We start from the raw sequence: 19,765 nt of genomic DNA on the forward strand, positions 1-19,765 counted from the left end.
TTTTCCCGCCCCCGAAGGCCCGATCACCCCGATCGCCTGGCCCGGCTGGACCCGGAAATTCACGTTGCGCAAGAGGGGGGTCTTGCCCCCCGGCGGCACCACCGCCATGCCCTGCACTTCCAAAAGCGCCTTGGGCTTGGGCAGCGCCGTGCGCGCGGCCTCTTCCGGCACCTTGTCCAAGAGCTCGGCCAGGCTGTGCCAGCCCTTCAGCGCCCGCTGCACCATCCCCCACTGGCCCAGGCCCAGCTCGATCGGCGCCAGGGCGCGGCCCATCAGGATGGAGCCTGCGATCATCGCACCGGGCGTCACCTCGCCCTGCAGCACCAGATAGGCCCCCAGCCCCAGCATCGCCGACTGCAGGAACAGCCGCAGTGTCTTGGTCAGCGTGGTGAAACCGCCGCCGGTGTCATTGGCGGTCACGCTGTCCGCCAGCGCCGCGTCGCGGGCCTGCTTCCAGCGCGCAAAGGAGGCGCCACGCATGCCCATCGACTGGATCATCTCCGCCTCGGTGCGAATTTCTTCGGACATGAGGTTGGCCTTGTGGCCGGTCATGTTGGCCTTTTGCATCGGCAAACGCGTGAACATCTGGTTCATCACCGCAATCAGCACCAGCACCGCGCCGCCCGCCACCGCCAGCACTCCCAGCCAGGGATGGAACAGCGCAATGCCCGCCAGGAAGACCGGCGTCCAGGGCAGGTCGAACGCCGCGGCCAGCACCGGCGAGGATATCAGCCGCTGCACCGATTCCAGATCACTGAGGCCAGTCTGCGCGGTCTGGTCCTGCGCCACCGCAGAGCGGCGGATCATCGCATCGAACACCCGCCGGTCCAGCGCCGCCTGAAACCGCGCCCCGGCCCGCGCCATGATCCGGCCACGGGCGTAGTCCAGCAGACCCATCATGCCGTAGAGAAACACCACCAGCAGCGACAGCGCCAGCAGCGTCGCCTCCGACCGGCTGCCCAGCACCCGGTCATAGACCTGCATCATGTACAAGGGGCCGGTCAGCATCAGCAAGTTCACGAAGAAGCTGAACATCCCGACAGACCAATAGAGCCCGCGGCTCTGCCGCCGCACGCTTCGCAGCTCGTCATAGCCGTTCTTATAAATGCTTTTAATCATGGTCTTGAGCGCCAGGCTTGCGTCTGTGGGTGTCAGGGGCGGATGCCGGAATTCGCACTCCGGTACGGCTACAGGACGGCTGCATCTATGCGGTAATCCGGGGGCTATGCAAACTGGTTTTTACTGGTGTGTCCTTCGTCACGGTAGCGGGGCTGGCATTCTCGGGAAAAACGCGGCATTGAACCGCTATGGGGGGGGGGCCCCTAACGCGGGACCGGGGACGGTCTGATGCGCAGTAGATCGGAGGCTGAACCGTTGACAGATCCTAAGCTCACAATGACGCTCCTGGTGCGCAATGAGGCGGACATCTTGGCCGACAACATCCGGTTTCACCACGCCATGGGGGTTAGCAGCTTTATCGTGATGGACAATCTCTCCACCGATGCGACGCCGCAAATCATCGAGACCCTGTCGCGGGAAATCGAGATCGAATATCTACATCAGCCTGCCGATGACTACAATCAGCGCGAATGGGTCACGGCGATGGCGCGCAGAGCGGCGACAGATCATCAGGCCGATTGGGTCATCAACAATGATGCAGATGAATTCTGGATGCCGACCAGTGGTGATCTATGCCGCTTTTGTGCGTCCCTTCCGGACCAGACAGGAACGGTGATTGTGTCGCGTCACAATGCGGTTGTACCGGCGCTGCCGGGCGATGTTCTGGGCGGGCGCTGCGGTCCCCGGATGTCGACGGTGTTCGAACGCGAAAGCCGCAATGGCGAAGGCAAGCCGCTGCCGGGCAAGGTGCTGCACCGAGCATCGGCTGTCGCCGAGGTGGCTCAGGGCAACCACAGTGTCAGCAATGTGCCAGGCCATACCAGTGCGGCGCAGGGGCGGGTTCGCATCCTGCATTACCCGTGTCGGTCGCTGGCGCAGTATAAGGAAAAGATCCGCCTCGGGGGCGCAGCATACAGCCGCAACACCACCCTGCCGCCGGGGGCCGGCGCCACCTGGCGCCAGCAGTATCAGGGGTTGGAGCAGGGGGCCGTGGAACGTTTTTGGCACAGCTTGGCGGTGGCGCGGGAGGAGCAGGAGATCGGGCTGCTGGCCGGGGATCTGATTCATGACAACCGGGTGGTGGAGTTTTTTGCTGCGCAGGCGCAGTCTGCGGCGCAGCAGGCCCTGCTGGGAGCACGGCAGGAACTGTTGACGCAGACACGAGCCGTGGTGACGGAGTTCTCAAAGTCCCAGGCCGAGTTAATTGCGAGGGTGCCGCGCCAGCAGCGCTGGGAACGCCCCATGTACTATAACCTGCGCTTTGCGGTGCGCAGTGCCGAGGCGCATGTGGCGCAGCTGGAGGCACTCACAAACGGGGCGGATGCGGCGACACTTTGCACCCGGTTCGGGGCGTTGCGCGATGTCTTCTCGCTGTTTCCCCGCAACAGGCACCTGACCGGCTTTCTGGCGCGCCTGCTGGAAATGACCGAACCGGAAGCGGTGCAACGGCTGCGCGCCGATTGTGCGGGGAAGCGGGTCGTCCTGCATACCAGCTGCCATCCGCGGTTGCATGACACGCAGCAGAGCGTGGCATCTTTCGCTGACCTTGGACAGGCGGGCTATCACCATATCATCCTGCTGGGCGCCCAGGATCCGCGCCCCGAGCAGGACACGGGACTGGCTTTTAGCTATGACGGACAGGTGTTACAGCTGCCGACCCCGGACACCTACGAAGGGCTGCACCGGAAATTGTTTTATGCCTACATGCTCCTGGATCTGCTGACTGCTCCGGCGCTGGTGGTGAAAATTGACGACAATATCCTGTTACAGGACGCCGATCGTTTTGCCGCGTGCCTGGCGCGTGTGGAGAACAAGGGAGCCGCCTATGCCGGGCGACGGGTCGGCACCCGGTGCCATCAGGATCAGTGGCATGGCTGGCATCTGGACAAATGCGCCGATCCAGTGATGGAGACGCGTGGGTACCAGTACCCGCTGCCACGGGATTATGCCGCGGGCGGCTACGGCTATGTGTTAGGCCCAGAAGGGCTGGCGGCGTGCAGCTACATGTATCAGGCGATGAAAGAGTTTTTCGCAATGCCCGCAGTCGGGCTGGAAGATGCCTGCGTGGGCCATGCGATCTATGCCCAGCGGCTGGAGTTGATGGATATTTCCCAGGGGTACGGCCTGCTGGCGATGCCGGGGCTGACCACCAAGGAGCGGCAGCGCCTGGGCGCGGACTGGGAGGCGGCCGACGGCGGTGCAGGGCCGGATTGACGCTCAGGAGCGGGCGGGTGGCTTCTGCCATTTCATGTGCAGCAGTTTGCGGTCCAGAACCTGCGCCACCAGCGCCGGATCAAAGGGTTCGTCCAGAAAGGCAAACAGGGGCTTCCAGGCCTCGGGTGTCTGCACGTAATCGTCATAGTGCATCGCCAGGCCGCGGTCTGGATGCGCCGTCTGCCAGCCGCGATACAGGGCCTCCGCAGTCTCCAGCTGTTCAAGCACCACCGCACGTTTCATGCGGCGCCACCAGCCGGAGTTGCGCACCGCCTCGTGGTCGCGCGTGTTGAAGATGAAATGTGCATCCGGCATGTAGCGGGCCAGGAACTCCAGCATCGGCTGAAACAGGGCGGGATCCTCATGCCAGCGGATCTCCTTGAAACCGGCAACCCGCGTGTCCGGTCCAGGCCGCAGCACCTGGCGCAGAAAGGTTGCGGCCAGATCTCGGCCCAGGCCGTCCGCGTCGATGGCCTCATAGCCATACCAGGGCTGATGCGGGCCCGACGCCGTGCCGCGCGCGCGCATGGATGCCGCCTGCTCCGACTGACGCAGATCATGCCAGGCGCGCACCAGAGGCGCCAGCAGATTGGCATTCTCGCCGCGCAAGACATAGCCCGGCAGCGCGTTCAGCATATTCTGCAAAAGCGTCGAGCCGGAGCGCCCGTAGGTGATGATGAACACGGTCTTGCCGACCTGCCCGCATTGCTCTTGCGCCATCTGCCGCCTCCTTCGCGCGCTCTGCGTCTGGACCTTGTTGGGGGCAATCGTCTGCCTTCTGCGTTCCTAGGCGCTGGCGCGGCAAAACCCAAGCCCGGAATGGGCCCGGGACCTCCGGCCGGCACCGGGACAGGCACCGGGAATGTGCAGGCTGAGGTTGCGGCCTTTGCGCGAACCGGCATCAGCCCGCTCATCCTGTGCGGGCGCCCTGCTACATCCAAAGGGGTAGACGGGCCGCCGCGGGACGGGGCCGTGAAAAAGGTTAATAAATGATTGAGAAAAGGTCATTCCGGTTGAAAAGATATCCGCGGATCGGCGACCTGTTTGACTTCTCACGGCGGCCTGTTGCGCCGGAGCCGCAGTTTTTGTCCTTGGCGCGGAGACCGCGGCTCGGGCTCCGAATCCCTTGAAGGCAGTTGGAAAAGCGGTTCTATTGGCCGCGCGCACTGGCGCCGCGACCTCAATGCCGTCTGCCGGGGGCAGCAACTGAGCAGTTTTGGTGACAGTCCCTATGCGGGTGCGCGCGTCTGTGGGCGCAATGCTTGACACGCAAGCAGCGCGCCTGATAGCGGATGTGCAAAGCGCCCTTTTGGGGTAATGCGCTTTCTGGATGAATAAATATAGCTCTCAAGCAGGAGACTAAAGAGTATGGCAACTTTCAACGGCACACCTGGCGACGACCAGATTGCAGGCACCAATGATGATGATGTCATCACCGGTATCGGCGGCGCAGACGACATCAACGGCGCAGGCGGCAACGACGACATCAATGGTGGCAGCGAAGCAGACGTGATCGTCGGCGGTGAAGGCAACGACACCATCGACGGCGGCGCAGGCGCGGATAACGTTGACGGCGAAGGTGGCAGCGACACCTATGCTGCTCCCAGCGAAGCTGGTGACAGCATCACCGACACTGGCACTGGCGCCGACGACGTCGATACCCTGATCACCGATCTGGCTGGCGGCGACGACCTGACCCAGGGCACCAACTCCGCCACCCTGAACACCACTGCCATCACCGGAACCATCTCCGGCCTGGAGCAGGTGCAGGTGTCCAACGCAGGCGATTTCGTGGTCGACCTGACCAGCGGCGCAGACCAGTTCTTTGCCTTCGACCAGTCGCTGGACAGCGCTGACTACGCAGCCTCCGCCGCAACTGCAATCGAGGGTGCGACCTACGACAGCAGCGACGACAGCATCACCGATGGCAGCACGGCCTTTGACGAAGCTTCCGGCATCGTCATCAACGGCACCGCCTATGCAACCGGTGAGACCTACACCACCGCGTCTGGCGGCACCGTGCTGATCGGCTTCGCAGCCGGCGAATGGACCTTCACCTACACCGCAGCGCAGCAGTCCACCATCGCGGCGGGCAGCACCGTGGATGACGAAGTCCTGTCGGTTCAGATGACCGAAGATACCACCGACACCACTGTCGACGTTCAGGTTGCCCTGACCAGCACCATCGGTGCAAACGTCGATCTGTCGGGTGAAACCGGTGACTTCACCGTGAACGGCAGCGCGGCTGTGAACCTTCTGGAAAGCGGTGACGGCAACGACACTATCTTTGGCGGTGCCGGTGGCGACACCATCACCCTGAACCAAGGCGACAACCGCGTTTGGGCCGGTGCGGATGACAATGCTGCTGATACCATCGTTGTGACCGGCGACGGCGACAACATCGTGGCTGGCGGCGTCGGTGGCGATGACATCGACATCGACGGCGACGGTGCAAACCAGGCCTGGGGCGGTGCAGACGCTGACGATATCGAAGTTGCGGCAACCGCAGAAGGCAACAACATCATCGGTGGTGGTGCAGGTGGCGATACTCTGACCGTTGCAGGTTCTGGTGCAAACCGGGCGTGGGGTGGTGCAGACGACGACACCATCGACGTGACCGGTGCTGGCGCAAACACCATCGGCGGTTCCGATGGTGCGGACACCATCACCATCACTGGCGACGGCGCCAACACCATCTTCGGCGGCAACGACGATGATGCAGATGTCATCGCCCTGAACGGCAATGGCAACAACACCGTGTACGGTGGCGGTACCACTGCAGGTGGCGGTGCAGGCACTGACAACCAGATCACCGTCAATGGCACCGGTGCCAACACCATCTACAACGGTGGCGGCGACGATGCTGTGGTGATCGCAGACACCGCAGTCGGCGCCAACGTGCTGTACGCGGGTGCTGGCGACGACACCTTCAACTTCAACACCTCCGGTGTTGGCACCATCATCGTGGAAGACGGCAGCGGTGCAGATGCAATCGCGGGCTTCCGCGTTGACGGCGGTACCGTGGTCGACCTGTCTGCCCTGGGCTTTGCCGATGCAGACGATGTTCTGGACAGCATCACCGACAACGGTGGCACCTCCACCCTGTTCGTCACTGCTGGTCAGACCATTGAGTTCACCGGCGTTGCCCTGACCGACCTGCAGTCCGCAGACCCGGCAGACTGGCTGATCCTGTAATCCAGACAGGATTTGAGAGAGCTAGCGGAAAGGGCCCCTTCGGGGGCCCTTTTTGTATGGGGCGAGAGGCGACAGCGAGCCTTGATCAGATTGTGCAGGCGAGCGGCCGGGGGGCGTCAGCGGGCGCCGCCCTCTGCGGCTGTCACCGAAATGCGGTGCCACCAGTGATCCAGTGTCAGGCGTTGGCGCAGCGCCGCGCGCGCCGCCCCGTCCATCCGCGGGCAGGCCCAGGCGTGCCAGCGCTGCAACTGGCCCGGGTTGATGCTGCCCGGCAGCCATCCCGGCACCTGAATGACCGGCAACTGCCCATAGGCCTGCGCCAAGCTGGGCGCGTGGATGAGTGGCACCGCCCCCTGGATCAGCGCCGCCCAGGCCTTGGGCGAGGGGTCCAGCCCGCCGCCCTGCGCGCAGATCACAAAGGCATGGGTGCGCAGCAGATGTTCGAACTCTGCTTCCGAAATTTCATCCTCCACCACCGTCGTCCAGCTGCGCCAGGGGCCGCGGGCCAGCGCGCTGACCCGGCGGCGGAGCTCCCACTGTGCCCCCTCGCGCACCCGGTGGGCGCACAGCACGCGCAACGGGCGGCTGGCCATCGGCGGAACCTCGGGCAGAACCAATGGCTGCGCGGCGTCGCCATCGGGAAAGACCAGCCCCAATGGCAAGGGCGCCATCTTCGGATGGCTGGCATCGTCGAGGTTTTCGGCAAACCAGCGGATCAGCAGCGGGCTGTCCAGGATGGCCTGGATCGCGGCGCGCTCTGCCGTGTTGAACTTGCGCCAGCGGTGATCCGTCTGCCGGGGCAGGGTGATGTCCTCGGAGCCGCTGATCAGCACAAACGGCGCTGCCATCCGTGGCAGTACTTCTTGGGCGAAATGCAAAAGCGCCGGGAAGGGGGCACGCAGCGACAGGAAAATATGACGCGGCGGGCCCGACCGCTGCGCGACCTCGCGGATCTGCGGTTTGTGCCAGTCCGACAGGATCACATGATCGCAGCGTGCCGCCAGTCCGGAGATCCGGCAGGAATCTGCCCCCAGGCCCCTGGGAAACAGGCGGGTGGAGAGAACCGGTGCGGATGTCATGGCGCCGCTAATCCGCGCGGGCGGCCTCGCGCAGGGCGGCGAGGGTCCGGTCGACCTCTGCGGGCAGCGCCAGTTCCGGCGCCTTGCCGCTGTTACGCGGAATACGCGCATCGAAGAAGGCAGGTGCCGCTGGCGGTGTAAGACCTGCATGGGAAATCAGGCGGGAAATGCCTGATCGCATCGCCTCCGGGTCCGGGACGAATTCCATCACCGGCACGCCGTGGTCACGGTGCAGCTCCAGCAGGCGGCGGTTGTAGGCGTTCCAGATCCGAAAGCCCTTTTCCAGCTCGAAGCCGTTCCGGTCCTGAATTGAAAGCGCCACCTCGCGGGGGTCTCGAAAGATGCCCACCCCCGTCCAATCGGGCAGCGCTTCGATCCATTCCTGCGCCACCAGCAGCGTGCGCGGTTCCTTGAAGCCCCAGGCTCCCTGGCCGCGGCGGGAGTCGATGAACAGGTCGCGCACCGATGTGTGCAACGGCTGCCAGCTGATCTGGTCTGGCGGTTCGTGCCAGGCCCCTCCGTTGGCTTCCAGCAGGTTCTCATGCATGTACACAAGGGCCGAGGGCTCCTGTAAGCCCTTGGGATTTAATCCAAATCCATGGTCAAGAACCCGTCCCATATAGAGACCCGCTTCGCGAAAACTGCCCGCCAACGCACTGGTGCCGCTGCGGTGCATGCCAAGGATCAGCACACAGCGCCCGATCTGGGCTTCGCAGACGGGAGCTGTGCGGGCCCGCCAGCGGGAGAGAAAATCGGATATCATCGCCCCACCCGGTTACAGATTGCCAGCCCGGCTGAAGACGCCGAAGAAGTTGCCGAAGATGTTGGAGATCGTCAGCACGTCGTTGATCGGGGATTCTGTGGCCATGACCAGGTCGCCGGGGTTGATCTGGAACTGGCGCGCCGAGAACAGCCCGTCGGCGGAGGTGAGATCGAGCGAGAACACCACCCGCTGCTGGCGCGGGCCCCGCTGGCCTGGTGCAACCGCCGCGGCCGGATATTCGCGCAGCACCAACAGCCCCTTGGGGTCGGCCTTGCCGTCTTGGAAACCGCCCGCCACCGACATCGCGTCCATCGCCGACATCTCGTCCTTGGTGAAGATATGCAGGTCTTCCTCGCCGGTGGCGCCGAAGGACAGGAAATACCGCGCGTCCTCCTCGACGAAGACCCGGTCGCCGCCGCGCAGCAGCGTGTCGAGACGCGGGTTGTCCAGCAGCTTGTCGACCGAGGTGCCATAGATGTTGCGGCCCCGCACCAACCGGATCTGCGGGTTGTTGAGGCTGGCGCTGATGCCGCCGCCTGCCGAGATCAGCCCCATCACCGTGTAGTTGCGATCGGGCATCGGATAGGTGCCGGGGTTGGCAACACCGGAGACCAGATCCACCGAATTGCCGCGCCCCTCGGCCATCGCCAGCTGTACCTGCGCCGAGGGCACCACCGGTTCCAGCGCCTCCTGCAGCTTGCGTCGGGCCAGGTCCGGGGTCAGCCCGCGGACGTTCACATCACCCACATAGGGCATGAAGATGGTGCCATTGGCGGCCACTTTCATATCCTGCAGCTGCACCATCTTCTGCTCGGCGGCGGTCAGCAGCGAATTGTCGTTGCTGTCCCAGATGCTCAAGCTCAGCCGGTCGCCGGGCTGGATGATCTGGGTCTTGGCGCCTTGGTGACCGGGCAGCCAGCGCAGCCGTTCCTCCTTGCCGGTGCCGGGCCAGGCTGCCACCACCGGCAACAGCGCCCGGTTCACCCGGTAAAAGGCAAAATCGGCATCCGCGGCGCTGGATTCGCGCAGGATCTCCTCGCTGGCGGGGGCGCCGCCTGGCAGGCGCGAACAGGCAGTGGGCAAAAGGGTCAAACTGGCAGCAACGGCAAGCCAGGAAAGGAATTTCAGCATGAGGTGCCTGTCATTGAAAAGCCCGGCGCGGTCCGGGGCGGGTGCTGGCGTGCCTCGGGAAGCGCTTTGATTTTTGTTGCCGCAAAGGATACTGGGCTGGAGCAGAGGGTCAACAGGAACGGGCAGCGCAAGATGACAAAACCCGGGGTTTTAGTTCTGGGTGCAACAGGGCGGATCGGGCAGCTGCTGCAGCTGTACCCGCCCGAAGACCTGCACCTGCGCCTGCAGGCGCGGCACCCGCAGGAGGGGCAGGCCGCGCAACACGGGCAGGGCGGCACCTTGCAGGTGCTGGACCCGCTGGCAGAGCCCGCGGCCCTGACCGATGCGGCCCGCGGGGCGACGGCGATCCTGTGCCTGGCCGGGCCGGTGCCGGGGCGCGGGCGCGGCGAGATGCAGGACCATGTGGCCCTGGCGGAAGCGGCGGTGCGCGCCGGCGCGGCGACGGGCGCCCGGGTGCTGCTGGCCTCTTCGGCGGCGGTTTACGGCGCCCAGGCCGGGCTGTTGGCAGAGGCGGCGCCACTGCGTCCTGCCAATCCTTATGGCCAGGCCAAGGCAGAGATGGAGACGCGCGCCGCGGCGCTGGGAGGCGCGCTGGGGGTGGCGGTCACCGCGCTGCGGATCGGCAATATCGCCGGGTTCGACGCCATCCTGGGCGGTTGGCGGCCGGGCTTTGCGCTGGACCGCTTGGCCGATGGCCGCAGCCCGCGGCGCAGTTATATCGGCCCGCGCAGCCTGGCGCGGGTTCTGGCGGCGCTGCTGGCAGCACCGGAGCTGCCGCCGGTGCTGAATGTGGCACAGCCCGGACCGGTGGACATGGCCGCCCTGCTGCGCGCCGCCGGGCGACCCTTTGTCTGGCAGCAGGCCCCCGCCGATGCCATCGAGGAGGTGGCGCTGGACTGCCGCCGGCTTCAGGCGTATCTGCCCTTTGCGCTGGCCGCGGCGGATCCGGCGCAGATGGCTGCCGAATGGGCCGCATTAGAGCCGCATTTCACGAAGGAGAGCCGCCGCTGATGACCTGGCGCAAACGTATTTTCGACCTGTTCTTTGCCAGTCTGCTGATTGTCTTTCTCGGCCCGGTGCTGCTGTTGCTTCTGGGCTGGCTGCTGCTCAAGGAGGGCCGCCCGCTGTTTTACGTGGCCGAGCGGATGAAGACTCCGGACCAGCCCTTTGCCCTGTGGAAGCTGCGCACCATGACGGTGGTGGAGACCGACACCGGTGTCTCCGGCGGTGACAAGACCGCGCGCATCACCCGCACCGGCGCCTGGCTGCGCTCCAAACGGCTGGATGAGTTTCCGCAGCTGTGGAACATCCTGAAGGGGGATCTGTCCTTTGTCGGCCCGCGCCCGCCCCTGCGCCAATATGTCGAGGCGCATCCGGAGCTTTATGCAGAGGTGCTGAAATCGCGTCCCGGCGTCACGGGCCTCGCCTCGATCACCTATCATCGCCACGAGGCGGCGCTGCTGGCGCGCTGCAACAGTGCGGCGGAGACCGATGCGGTCTATTCGCGCATCTGCGTGCCGATGAAGGCGCGGCTGGACCTGATCTATCAGCGCCACCAGTCCATCTGCCTGGATTTCGCCATCGTGTTCCAGACCATCGGCAACCTGTTCCTGCGCCGGGGGTGACGGGCGGCGGTTTTCCGCTTTGCCTGTTTTGTGGAACCAGCAAAGCGGAGTATGCTGGAATCTGTGATTTAAGAGCCGCGCCACGAACTTCAGCGCAATGCGGCATGTTTGTTTCTACTTTTTTCTGCTATCCGCCAGCAGGGGCTGGCCGGGCAGGCGAACGGGTTCCAACCAGGAAAATAATGTGCGGGAATTATGCGGGAACTGAAAGCAGGCATCTTTAATCTGATCAGCAGGCTGTCGCGCAGGCAGAAATCCTATGCCTTCCTCGGCGTTGATCTGGGGCTGCTGCCGTTGGCGCTGCTGTTCACCTTCGGCGTGCAGCCGCTGCCCGACCCGGCGCTGGTCACCCTGGGCCAGCTGTTGCCGGTGCTGCCCTATGCGCTGGCTGCCACCGCAGCGCTGGCGCTGTGGCTGGGGCTGCCGCGGGTGCAGCTCAATGCCTATGAACGCCATGCCGCGGCCCAAAGCGCCTTGCTGGCCGGGACCAGCGCGCTGGTGCTGGGGCTCCTGGCCGCCGCCTTCGGGCCGGTGCTGGGGCCGGGCACCTTTGTGGTGTTCGCGATCTGCTATTTCCTGTTCATGGTGGTGGCCCGCGCGGTGATGCTGCAGCTGGTGCTGGCGATCTACCGCCGCGCCCAGCCGCGCTGCCGGGTGCTGATCTATGGGGCCGGCAACACCGGAACCCAGCTGGCCCAGGCGCTGAAGGCGCATGACGGCATCGATCCGGTCGCCTTTGCCGATGACAACACCTCACTGCAGGGGCTGACCCTGGTGGGGCTGCCGGTCTATGCCCCGGCGCGGATCGCGGACATCGTGCAGACGCGCCAGATCCGCCGGGTGCTCCTGGCGATGCCCTCGCAGAGCCAGCCGCGCCAGGCGCAGATCATCCAGCGGCTGCAGAAACTGGGGCTGGAGGTGCAGGCGCTGCCCTCTTTCGCCCAGCTGGTCGGCGAGGAGGCGTTGGTCGACAAGCTGACGCCGGTGGCGCCGCAGGCCTTTCTGGGCCGCGCGGCGCGCAATGTGCCGCTGAAGGAGGCGGCCGGCGCCTACAAGGGCAAGACGGTGCTGGTCTCCGGGGCCGGCGGCTCGATCGGCTCGGAGCTGTGCCGCCAGGTGCTGACCTGCCGCCCTGCGAAACTGGTGCTGTTCGAACTCAGCGAACTGGCGCTCTACACCATCCACCAGGAGCTGAGCCAGCTGATCGAGGGCAGCGGCAGCACCATCGAACTGGTGCCGGTGCTGGGCTCGGTCACCGATCCGCGCCAGGTGCGCATGGTGCTGCACCAGCACCAGGTCCAGGTGGTGCTGCATGCCGCCGCCTACAAACACGTGCCTCTGGTCGAGGCGAACCCGCTGCCCGGCCTCGCCAACAATGTCTTTGGCACCCAGACCCTGGCCCGCGCCGCCGCCCGCGTCGGGGTCGAACGCTTCATCCTGATCTCCTCGGACAAGGCGGTGAACCCGGCCAATGTCATGGGCGCCTCGAAACGGCTGGCGGAGCTGATCGTGCAGGATCTGTCCACCCGGTTTGGCGGCAAGACGGTGTTCACCATGGTGCGCTTTGGCAATGTGCTGGGCTCCTCCGGCTCGGTGGTGCCCTTGTTTCAGGAGCAGGTCAGCCGCGGCGGCCCGGTCACCGTCACCGACCCCAATGTGCGCCGGTTCTTCATGACCATCAGCGAGGCGGTGCAACTGGTGCTGCAGGCGGGCGACATGGCCCAGGGCGGCGAGGTCTTCGTGCTCGACATGGGCGAGCCGGTGCCGATCCTGGAGCTGGCGCGCCAGGTGATCGAGAGTGCCGGCCACACGGTGCGCGATGCCGAGAGCCCCGAAGGCGACATCGAGATCCAGATCATCGGCCTGCGCCCCGGCGAGAAGATGGAAGAAGAGCTGACGCTGAGCGAGGAGCTGATCCGCACCCGCCACCAGAAGATCTTCTGCGCCCGCGAAACCGTGCTGTCGGAGATCGAAGTGGCCGGCTGCCTGCGCAGCCTGCGCCGCGCCATCGCGGCCGGCGACGAGGCCGCCGCGCTGCAGGTGATCCGCAACTGGGTCGAGGGCTATGGCCAGCCGCCGGAACTGGCCGCCCCCGAGGCCGCCTCCTGACGCCGGACCGGCAGGACAAGAGGGACAGGCCGGGCGGGGCAAGTGCGGCAGAGGCGCTGCACTGCTGCAAAAACCGTCCCTCGCGGCGGCGGCGCAATTGATCCCGCTGGGCCTTCCGTGTTCTAACCGCTGACAGCAGGCCCGCGTGGCCGCAGAAGACCCGAGGCAGAAACCAGAACCGGCCCTCCAGTCGGCAGTTCCAACAGGCAGTTTGCGTTCCCGTGATCCGTTCCAAGCCCCTTCAGCGCTCCACCCGGATTCAGGCCGTTGCGGCCGCGCTTGTGACCCTGTCCGCCGCGACCGCCACGGCGCAGATCCAGACCCCCGACATCACCCGCGCCGACCCCAACGCGGCACCGGGCACTGCCGAGGCCGCGCCGCGGCTGAAACCGCTGCCGCCGCCCAGTCTCAACTTCTATGGCAGCCCCGGCCTCATCGACATGCCCTCCGCGGAGATGCTGCCGGACGGGCAATATGCGGTGAGCTATTCCTGGTTCGGCGGGCAGAGCCGCTACAACATCACCTTCCAGGCGCTGCCCTGGCTGTCGGCCAGCTTTCGCTACAACGGCATCCGCAACCTGAACCTGTTCGGCTTTGACACTTATTACGACCGCGGCTTTGACGTGCGCGCCCGGCTGTGGCGCGAGCGCCGCTGGCTGCCCGAAGTCACCATGGGGCTGCAGGATTTTGCCGGCACCGGCGTCTATGCGGCGGAATATTTCACCGCCACCAAGCGGTTCGAGGCCGCCGCCCTGGGCTGGGGCCGCAGCCCGGGCCGGCTGAAGCTGACCGCAGGCCTGGGCTGGGGACGGCTGGGCAGCCACGGCGCGATCGGCAACATCGGCGGCAAGCGGCCGTCCTTTGTCGGCGGCACCACAGGCGGCACCCTGTCGACCGACCAGTGGTTCCGGGGCGATTTCGCGCCCTTTGGTGGTCTCGAATGGCAGCCGGATGAGCGCTGGAGCCTGAAGGCGGAATATTCCACCGATGCCTATGAGACCGAGACCCAAGTCTCCAACGTCTTCGAGCGCACGTCCTCGCTCAACTACGGGGTGGAGTACCAGTATTCCGACCGGGTGCGGCTGGGGGCCTACTATCTCTATGGCTCCGAAGTGGGCTTCACCGCGCAGATCCAGCTGAACCCGCACCAGCCGCCGACCCCGATGGCGGTGCCCGCGCCGCAGCCCATCGTGCCGCGCAGCCAATGGGCCACCGAGGACGACCACTGGCGTCAGGACTGGGCCGCCAGCACCGCCAAGACGCAGAAGATCCGCGACCTCGCCGCCGAGGCGCTGAAGGCCGACGGGCTGGTGCTGGAATCCATCACCCTGAACGCCACCAGCGCCGAGCTGCGCTATCGCAACCCGCGTTACCGCTCCGCCACCCAGGCCGCCGGACGGGCGGCGCGCGCCCTGGCGCGCACCCTGCCGCCCTCGGTGGAGACCTTCCGCCTGGTGCCGGTGCGCCGTGGCGTCGGTCTCTCTACCATCGAGATGCGCCGTTCCGATCTGGAGGCGCTGGAGTTCGATCCGGAAGCGACAGAGGCGCTCATCGCCGCCGCCGGGGTGCAGGATGCCGGACCGCGGCCAGAGCACGCGATTTTTTCAAGCGAGCTGTACCCGGCCTTTGCGAGCTCCATCAGCCCCTATACCGCGCCGGCCTATTTTGACCCCGAAAAGCCATTCCGGCTGGATCTGGGGCTGGATCTGAAGGCGTCTTATGCGCCCGCGCCCGGCTGGCGCATCGCCGGCGCCATCCGCCAACGCATCTGGGGCAACGTGCAGAACGGCCGCGCCTCCAACTCGGTGCTGCCGCATGTGCGCACCGACCAGGTGGAATATTCCCAATACGGCACCACCCTGGAGAACCTCTATGTCAGCCGGATCTGGAAGCCGCGCGGCAACCTTTATGCCCGCGCCACCGCGGGCCTGTTCGAGAGCATGTACGGCGGCGTCTCGGGCGAGCTGCTGTGGAAACCGGTGGACAGTCGCCTCGGTCTCGGGGTGGAGGCGAACTACGTCATCCAGCGCGATTACGACCAGCGGTTTTCCTTCCGCGATTACAAGACCTTCACCGGCCATGCCTCGGCCTATGTCGAGCTGGGCAAGGGCTATCAGCTGCAACTGGACGCGGGCCGCTACCTGGCCGGCGACTATGGCGGCACCGTCAGCATCGACCGCGCGTTCAACAACGGCTTCTCGGTTGGCGGCTTCTTCACCCTCACCAATGTCTCGGCCGCGGATTTCGGCGAAGGCTCCTTTGACAAGGGCTTCCGTTTCACCATCCCCATCGACTGGTTCCTGGGCAAGCCGTCGCGCTCGGGCTTTGGCCTGACCATCCGTCCGACCCAGCGGGATGGCGGTCAGCGGGTGGCCGTGCCGGATCGGCTCTATGGCCAGGTGCGCGAGGCCCACCGCAAGAGCCTGGAAGACCAGCGTGCGAGGTTCTGGGAATGAACATGACCCGTCTTGTCCCCGCGGCGCTGCTGGCCCTGGCGCTGGTGCTGGGGGGCTGCGCCCGCGGCCCGGAAAAATCCCCCGCCGAGCTGGAGGTGGTGAAGGCCGTGGGCCAGTACATCCTGCGCCGCCGCAACCCGGTGCCGCCCGCGGCAGAGCTGAGCCGGGCGCTGCTGGACCAGCAGACCGAAGCCTATATCGAAGTCACCATCGAAAACCGCGACGCCAAAGCCTATCTGACCCGCAGCCTGATCCGCGACGACGGCCATCCCGGCCGGATCACGGTCTGGCGCACCCAGGACAATGTCTCGCTGGCGCTGCGGGAAGGGCTGTTGATCGCCACCCGCGGCCTGGGCAACGGGCTTTTGTCCGCCGCGGTGCCTGCGGCGGACGGCCGGGCCGGCCCCGTCCGTGGCGGCGCGCGCAGCTATGTGCTGCGCACCAAGGGCAACGGCAAGACCCGGCTGTCCCTGGCCTGCAGCCTGCATGATCTGGGGGCGGAGCCGGTGGAAATTGTCGGGGTGACGCATCCCGCCCGCCACCTGCAGGAACGCTGCGAGGGCGGCGGTGGCACGGTGGTCAATGACTACTGGGTCGATTATCGTCCAGGCCAAAGTCAGGTCTGGCAGTCGCGGCAATGGGCCGGGCCGGAGATCGGCTACATCCGAATCCGCCAGCTGTGGCGATGAGCAGGCAGCGGTTTTATGTTGAAACTCCGCGGTATTGCGGCAACGGCTGAAGAAAAACAGCCGCGGCAAGGGGATTTCAACAGTTTTGCAGCTAATCCCTGCGTTGAAATGAACGCAGGCCTCCCCTAAGGTCGCCTTTAAACGGGCCCTTTTCCAAGTTCTCCAGAGGAGTATGACAATGAAACATCTACTGACTGCCCTGACGCTGGCAGCCCTGACCTCGGCCACCGCCGTTTCCGCTCAGACAGCAACCACCGCGACCACCAGCACCACCACCACTACTACTGGCCTTGGCGGTCTTGGCGGGTTGAGCGCCGGTGCTATCGCAGGTGCGCTGGCCGGCCTGGTTGTGCTGGGCGTTGTGACCAACGACGACGACGAAGTTGGCACCACCACCACCACCACCACCACCAACTGATCGGCGGCGGGCCGGTTGCACCGGCTCAGCGTGTGAGATTGCGGAAAGCGGGCCTGCGCAGGTCCGCTTTCTTGCGTTTGGGGGACAGGGGCCGCGTTCGCCCCGGAAACTTCCAGGATCGGGGTTTTGCAAGTTGACCCGCCTCGATAATACGGAAAAGTGCCCGGTTTCTGTGTTATCGAGCCCTATTGGATCCGCAGGCCGGCTCGGATCGCACCGGAATAATACCAGCGTGGCCGGGCTGCCTCCAGACAGTTATGCGCGCCGGGGCCGTGATTGTCTGACGTGTGGTCCAAACCAGTTGCGTCGGCTTGGCGGGCGTCTGCATGGCCATCACGAGCCGAACCCCCGGTGAAGCTGCGCAGGACTGCAACTTGAGGAGGCGCGATTCGGGGGAAGTCGGCTTTGGTGATCAGGGCAGGGGACCCGTACCCGGCTGAAACGTCGCCGCGTCGGTCCGGTGCCTGGGCCTCCCGGTTTCGGCAACATCACCGCCGAGATTGCTGCCCGACGGGCTGGGCGCCTCGGCGCCGAGGAAGCGCATCTCGCTGACATTGCCGAGCAGGCTGATCCCCTCCCAGCGGATGTCATAGCCATCCTTGATCAGGAAGGCGCGAGTGCTGGCGGGCGTGGTGTTCTCAAAGACCGAGGCGCTGACCGTGATGTCATGCGGCATCAGATGCGCGTTGTGCGCGTCCAGCAGGCCGCTGCGGTTGAGCACGGTGACAACAACCCCATTGGGGCTGTCGATGAACTCGCTGCCGGAAATACGGATATTGTGGTTCTGCTTGCTGGGGTCGAAATCGGTGCTGGTTTTGTACAGGCTCTTGATGTCGATGCCGCTGACGCCGTTGTCGTAGAACACCGAGTTCAGCACCTTGCCGTCCTTGAAACCGCCGGCAGTATCGATCCCGTCGCGGTTGTTGCCCTCAAAGAGGCTGCCTTCGACCGTCATCCGCTCGGGGCCGTCGCCACTGGGGGTGGCGGTGGTCTTGATGCCGTCGCCCAGAGAATTGCGGAAATGGCTGCCGGTCACCGTGGCGTCATCGCCGCCGACGATGCGGACTTGGTAGAAGCCGCCATCGAAGGAGCTCTGGTCCAGGCTGAAGCGGTCGCCGTTCTGTACGTCGATATGCATCGAGACATTGCCGGAAAAAGCGCTGTTCTCGACGGTGACCCCATCGCCGTCGACGACCAGCACGCGCTTGGTGTGGTAATCCTTGCCCGGCACCGGGTTGGCGGCGCTGTAGCCGGTGCTGGGCGCGTTCACCACGTCGAAGGTGACATTGCTGACGGTCACGCCGCTGGACAGGTTGAACAGCGCCGAGGTGTCGGCGGCCGAGGTGGTGCGCACATCCAGGCCTGCGCCTTTGGTTGCGGTCAGGGTGAAGTTTTCCGGTAGCCGCAGGTTCGACCCCGAGATCTTGTAGGTATCTTCAAGAACAAGCGTGTCCCCGGCCTTGAACGTTTTGTTCGACAACAGGGACGCAAACGCGCTGGAGACATCCTGACCCGCGGACCAGCCGAAATCAGACGAATAGAAGGGCAGAGCGCGGACGTCCTTTGCGTCAGAACCCGCGGCCAGAATGTCGCCAGCCAGCAAGGTGCCGATGATGGCGATGCCGATGCGGGTTGAAAAATAGGGCATCGAAATTCCTTTCCTTCCGGCAGCGGATGCAGCGTTGCAGATCGCCGACACGCAGGCCTGACCGCAGCGGGGCGCGATTGCCTGCTCCGCTGCGGTCAGGCCATGTTCAACTGGTTAAAAATAGCGCAGCCGGGCGATACGGCAAAAGGTCAGCGGTTCTGGCGCTGCGGTGCGGAGGTCTTGCGCGGCGGTCGCGCCAGGCTGAGGCTGAAATGCGCAGCGGCCAGTGTCGGCCTTTACTTGTGAAGGTTTCGGATTACCGTTCCGACCAAGGGGGCAAATATTCTGCCCCTCCCGGGGGGTTAAGTGGTTCTGCCAAGGTCGAGATTGATCCGTATGCTGTCTTGCGACATGCCGGAAGACATTGCTCCGGTTCAGCCCGCTGCCAGTATTGCGGTCTGTTCACCGCTCCAAAAACAGAAAAGCGCGCGCCCTGTCGGCGTGTCGGTGCAGCCGCACGGCGGTTTTCGGCAGCACCCCTGCGCGCCATGCCCGACCACAGTACCAGTGTTTCCAGTAACTCCATCAAAGGAGAAGTTTTATGAAAGTGGCTATTCTTGCCGGGGGCAAGGGGACCCGTCTGGCTGAGGAAACTTCAGTCAGGCCCAAGCCGATGGTGGAGATCGGCGGGATGCCCATTCTCTGGCATATTATGATGTTATACTCCCGTTACGGGTATGACGATTTCGCCGTCGCTCTTGGTTACAAGGGAGATTATATCAAACGGTACTTTGCCGAATACGGAACCTTGGCCGGCAGTATCACTGTCAACATGGGCCGCCCCGATCCGGTGGTGCGCCATGACCAGGAGCATGCTCCCTGGACTGTCGACCTGATTGAAACCGGCAACGAAACGCTGACCGGCGGCCGGGTCAAGCGGTTGCAGCCGCATCTCGGCAAGGAAACCTTCATGCTGACCTGGGGGGACGGGGTTTCCGATGTGGACCTCGACAAGCTGCTGGCCTTTCACCGCTATCACGGAAAGCTGGCAACCGTCACAGCGGTGCGCCCGCCCGCTCGCTACGGGCATATGCGGTTTGACGGCGACCAGGTCACGGCCTTTGAGGAAAAGCCGCAGACAGCCGAGGGCTGGATCAACGGCGCCTTCTTTGTGCTGGAGCCGCAGGTTTTCGACTACATCGAAGGCGACATGGTGATGTTCGAACACGCGCCCTTGGAAAATCTGGCCAAGGACGGCCAGCTCATGGCCTATCGCCACGATGGTTTCTGGGCGGCGATGGACACGCTGCGCGACAAGCACATTCTGCAGAAGCTGTGGGATTCCGGTGAACGCCCCTGGGCGGTTTGGGAGAAGTGAG

The 19,765-nt window shown here is 65.0% G+C and carries 15 protein-coding genes; 9 read left to right on the forward strand and 6 right to left on the reverse strand.

Annotated features, from left to right (window positions below; genetic code table 11):
- On the reverse strand, positions 1 to 1,119 hold a 1,119-nt coding region (locus tag AC0IPL_RS21480), incomplete at its 3' end, for a type I secretion system permease/ATPase (RefSeq protein WP_474277243.1).
- A gap of 255 nt (positions 1,120 to 1,374) precedes the next feature.
- Here AC0IPL_RS21480 and AC0IPL_RS21485 point away from each other — a divergent pair.
- The gene (locus AC0IPL_RS21485) at positions 1,375 to 3,333 is read left to right on the forward strand and encodes a glycosyltransferase family 2 protein (protein ID WP_474277158.1); all 1,959 of its coding nucleotides are present in this window, start codon (positions 1,375 to 1,377) and stop codon (positions 3,331 to 3,333) included.
- Positions 3,334 to 3,336: 3 nt separating this feature from the next.
- On the opposite strand, the gene AC0IPL_RS21490 is transcribed toward AC0IPL_RS21485, so the two are convergent.
- On the reverse strand, positions 3,337 to 4,053 hold the full coding sequence (locus tag AC0IPL_RS21490; protein WP_474277160.1) for a sulfotransferase: 717 nt from the start codon (positions 4,051 to 4,053) through the stop codon (positions 3,337 to 3,339).
- Positions 4,054 to 4,701: 648 nt separating this feature from the next.
- On the opposite strand from AC0IPL_RS21490, the gene AC0IPL_RS21495 reads away from it, so the two are divergent.
- Positions 4,702 to 6,528, forward strand: a complete 1,827-nt coding sequence (locus AC0IPL_RS21495) for a beta strand repeat-containing protein (RefSeq protein WP_474277162.1) — start codon at positions 4,702 to 4,704, stop codon at positions 6,526 to 6,528.
- A gap of 116 nt (positions 6,529 to 6,644) precedes the next feature.
- Here AC0IPL_RS21495 and AC0IPL_RS21500 read toward each other — a convergent pair whose 3' ends face one another.
- Genes AC0IPL_RS21500 through AC0IPL_RS21510 form a run of 3 tightly spaced genes read right to left on the reverse strand, consistent with a single transcriptional unit; the run spans position 6,645 to position 9,501 of the window.
- Positions 6,645 to 7,607 (reverse strand): hypothetical protein, encoded by a 963-nt coding sequence (locus AC0IPL_RS21500; RefSeq protein WP_474277164.1) that lies wholly within the window; start codon positions 7,605 to 7,607, stop codon positions 6,645 to 6,647.
- A gap of 7 nt (positions 7,608 to 7,614) precedes the next feature.
- Positions 7,615 to 8,370 (reverse strand): hypothetical protein, encoded by a 756-nt coding sequence (locus AC0IPL_RS21505; RefSeq protein WP_474277166.1) that lies wholly within the window; start codon positions 8,368 to 8,370, stop codon positions 7,615 to 7,617.
- Between the two features lie 12 nt (positions 8,371 to 8,382).
- Positions 8,383 to 9,501, reverse strand: a complete 1,119-nt coding sequence (locus AC0IPL_RS21510; RefSeq protein ID WP_474277168.1) for a polysaccharide biosynthesis/export family protein — start codon at positions 9,499 to 9,501, stop codon at positions 8,383 to 8,385.
- 132 nt (positions 9,502 to 9,633) lie between these two features.
- Between AC0IPL_RS21510 and AC0IPL_RS21515 the strand changes: the two genes are divergently transcribed.
- The 6 genes from AC0IPL_RS21515 to AC0IPL_RS21540 all read left to right on the forward strand — a co-directional run bounded on the left by AC0IPL_RS21515 (position 9,634) and on the right by AC0IPL_RS21540 (position 16,798).
- A complete protein-coding gene (locus AC0IPL_RS21515; RefSeq protein WP_474277170.1) occupies positions 9,634 to 10,512 on the forward strand; it encodes an NAD-dependent epimerase/dehydratase family protein in 879 nt (292 codons plus the stop codon).
- Positions 10,512 to 11,126 (forward strand): sugar transferase, encoded by a 615-nt coding sequence (locus tag AC0IPL_RS21520; RefSeq protein WP_474277172.1) that lies wholly within the window; start codon positions 10,512 to 10,514, stop codon positions 11,124 to 11,126. Before AC0IPL_RS21515 ends, AC0IPL_RS21520 begins: the two co-directional genes overlap by 1 nt.
- Before the next feature lie 195 nt (positions 11,127 to 11,321).
- On the forward strand, positions 11,322 to 13,235 hold the full coding sequence (locus AC0IPL_RS21525; protein ID WP_474277174.1) for a polysaccharide biosynthesis protein: 1,914 nt from the start codon (positions 11,322 to 11,324) through the stop codon (positions 13,233 to 13,235).
- 221 nt (positions 13,236 to 13,456) lie between these two features.
- Complete coding sequence (locus AC0IPL_RS21530) at positions 13,457 to 15,691, forward strand: YjbH domain-containing protein (RefSeq protein WP_474277176.1); 2,235 nt, start codon at positions 13,457 to 13,459, stop codon at positions 15,689 to 15,691.
- 2 nt (positions 15,692 to 15,693) lie between these two features.
- Complete coding sequence (locus tag AC0IPL_RS21535; RefSeq protein ID WP_474277178.1) at positions 15,694 to 16,380, forward strand: YjbF family lipoprotein; 687 nt, start codon at positions 15,694 to 15,696, stop codon at positions 16,378 to 16,380.
- A gap of 178 nt (positions 16,381 to 16,558) precedes the next feature.
- On the forward strand, positions 16,559 to 16,798 hold the full coding sequence (locus AC0IPL_RS21540) for a hypothetical protein (protein WP_474277180.1): 240 nt from the start codon (positions 16,559 to 16,561) through the stop codon (positions 16,796 to 16,798).
- A 412-nt stretch (positions 16,799 to 17,210) separates the two neighbouring features.
- Here the strand turns inward: AC0IPL_RS21540 and AC0IPL_RS21545 are convergent, their stop codons facing one another.
- Positions 17,211 to 18,446, reverse strand: a complete 1,236-nt coding sequence (locus tag AC0IPL_RS21545) for a right-handed parallel beta-helix repeat-containing protein (RefSeq protein WP_474277182.1) — start codon at positions 18,444 to 18,446, stop codon at positions 17,211 to 17,213.
- A 541-nt stretch (positions 18,447 to 18,987) separates the two neighbouring features.
- On the opposite strand from AC0IPL_RS21545, the gene rfbF reads away from it, so the two are divergent.
- Complete coding sequence (gene rfbF / locus AC0IPL_RS21550) at positions 18,988 to 19,764, forward strand: glucose-1-phosphate cytidylyltransferase (RefSeq protein ID WP_474277184.1); 777 nt, start codon at positions 18,988 to 18,990, stop codon at positions 19,762 to 19,764.
- The last annotated feature ends 1 nt before the right edge of the window (position 19,765 follow it).

The organism is Leisingera sp. SA32, assembly GCF_056033425.1.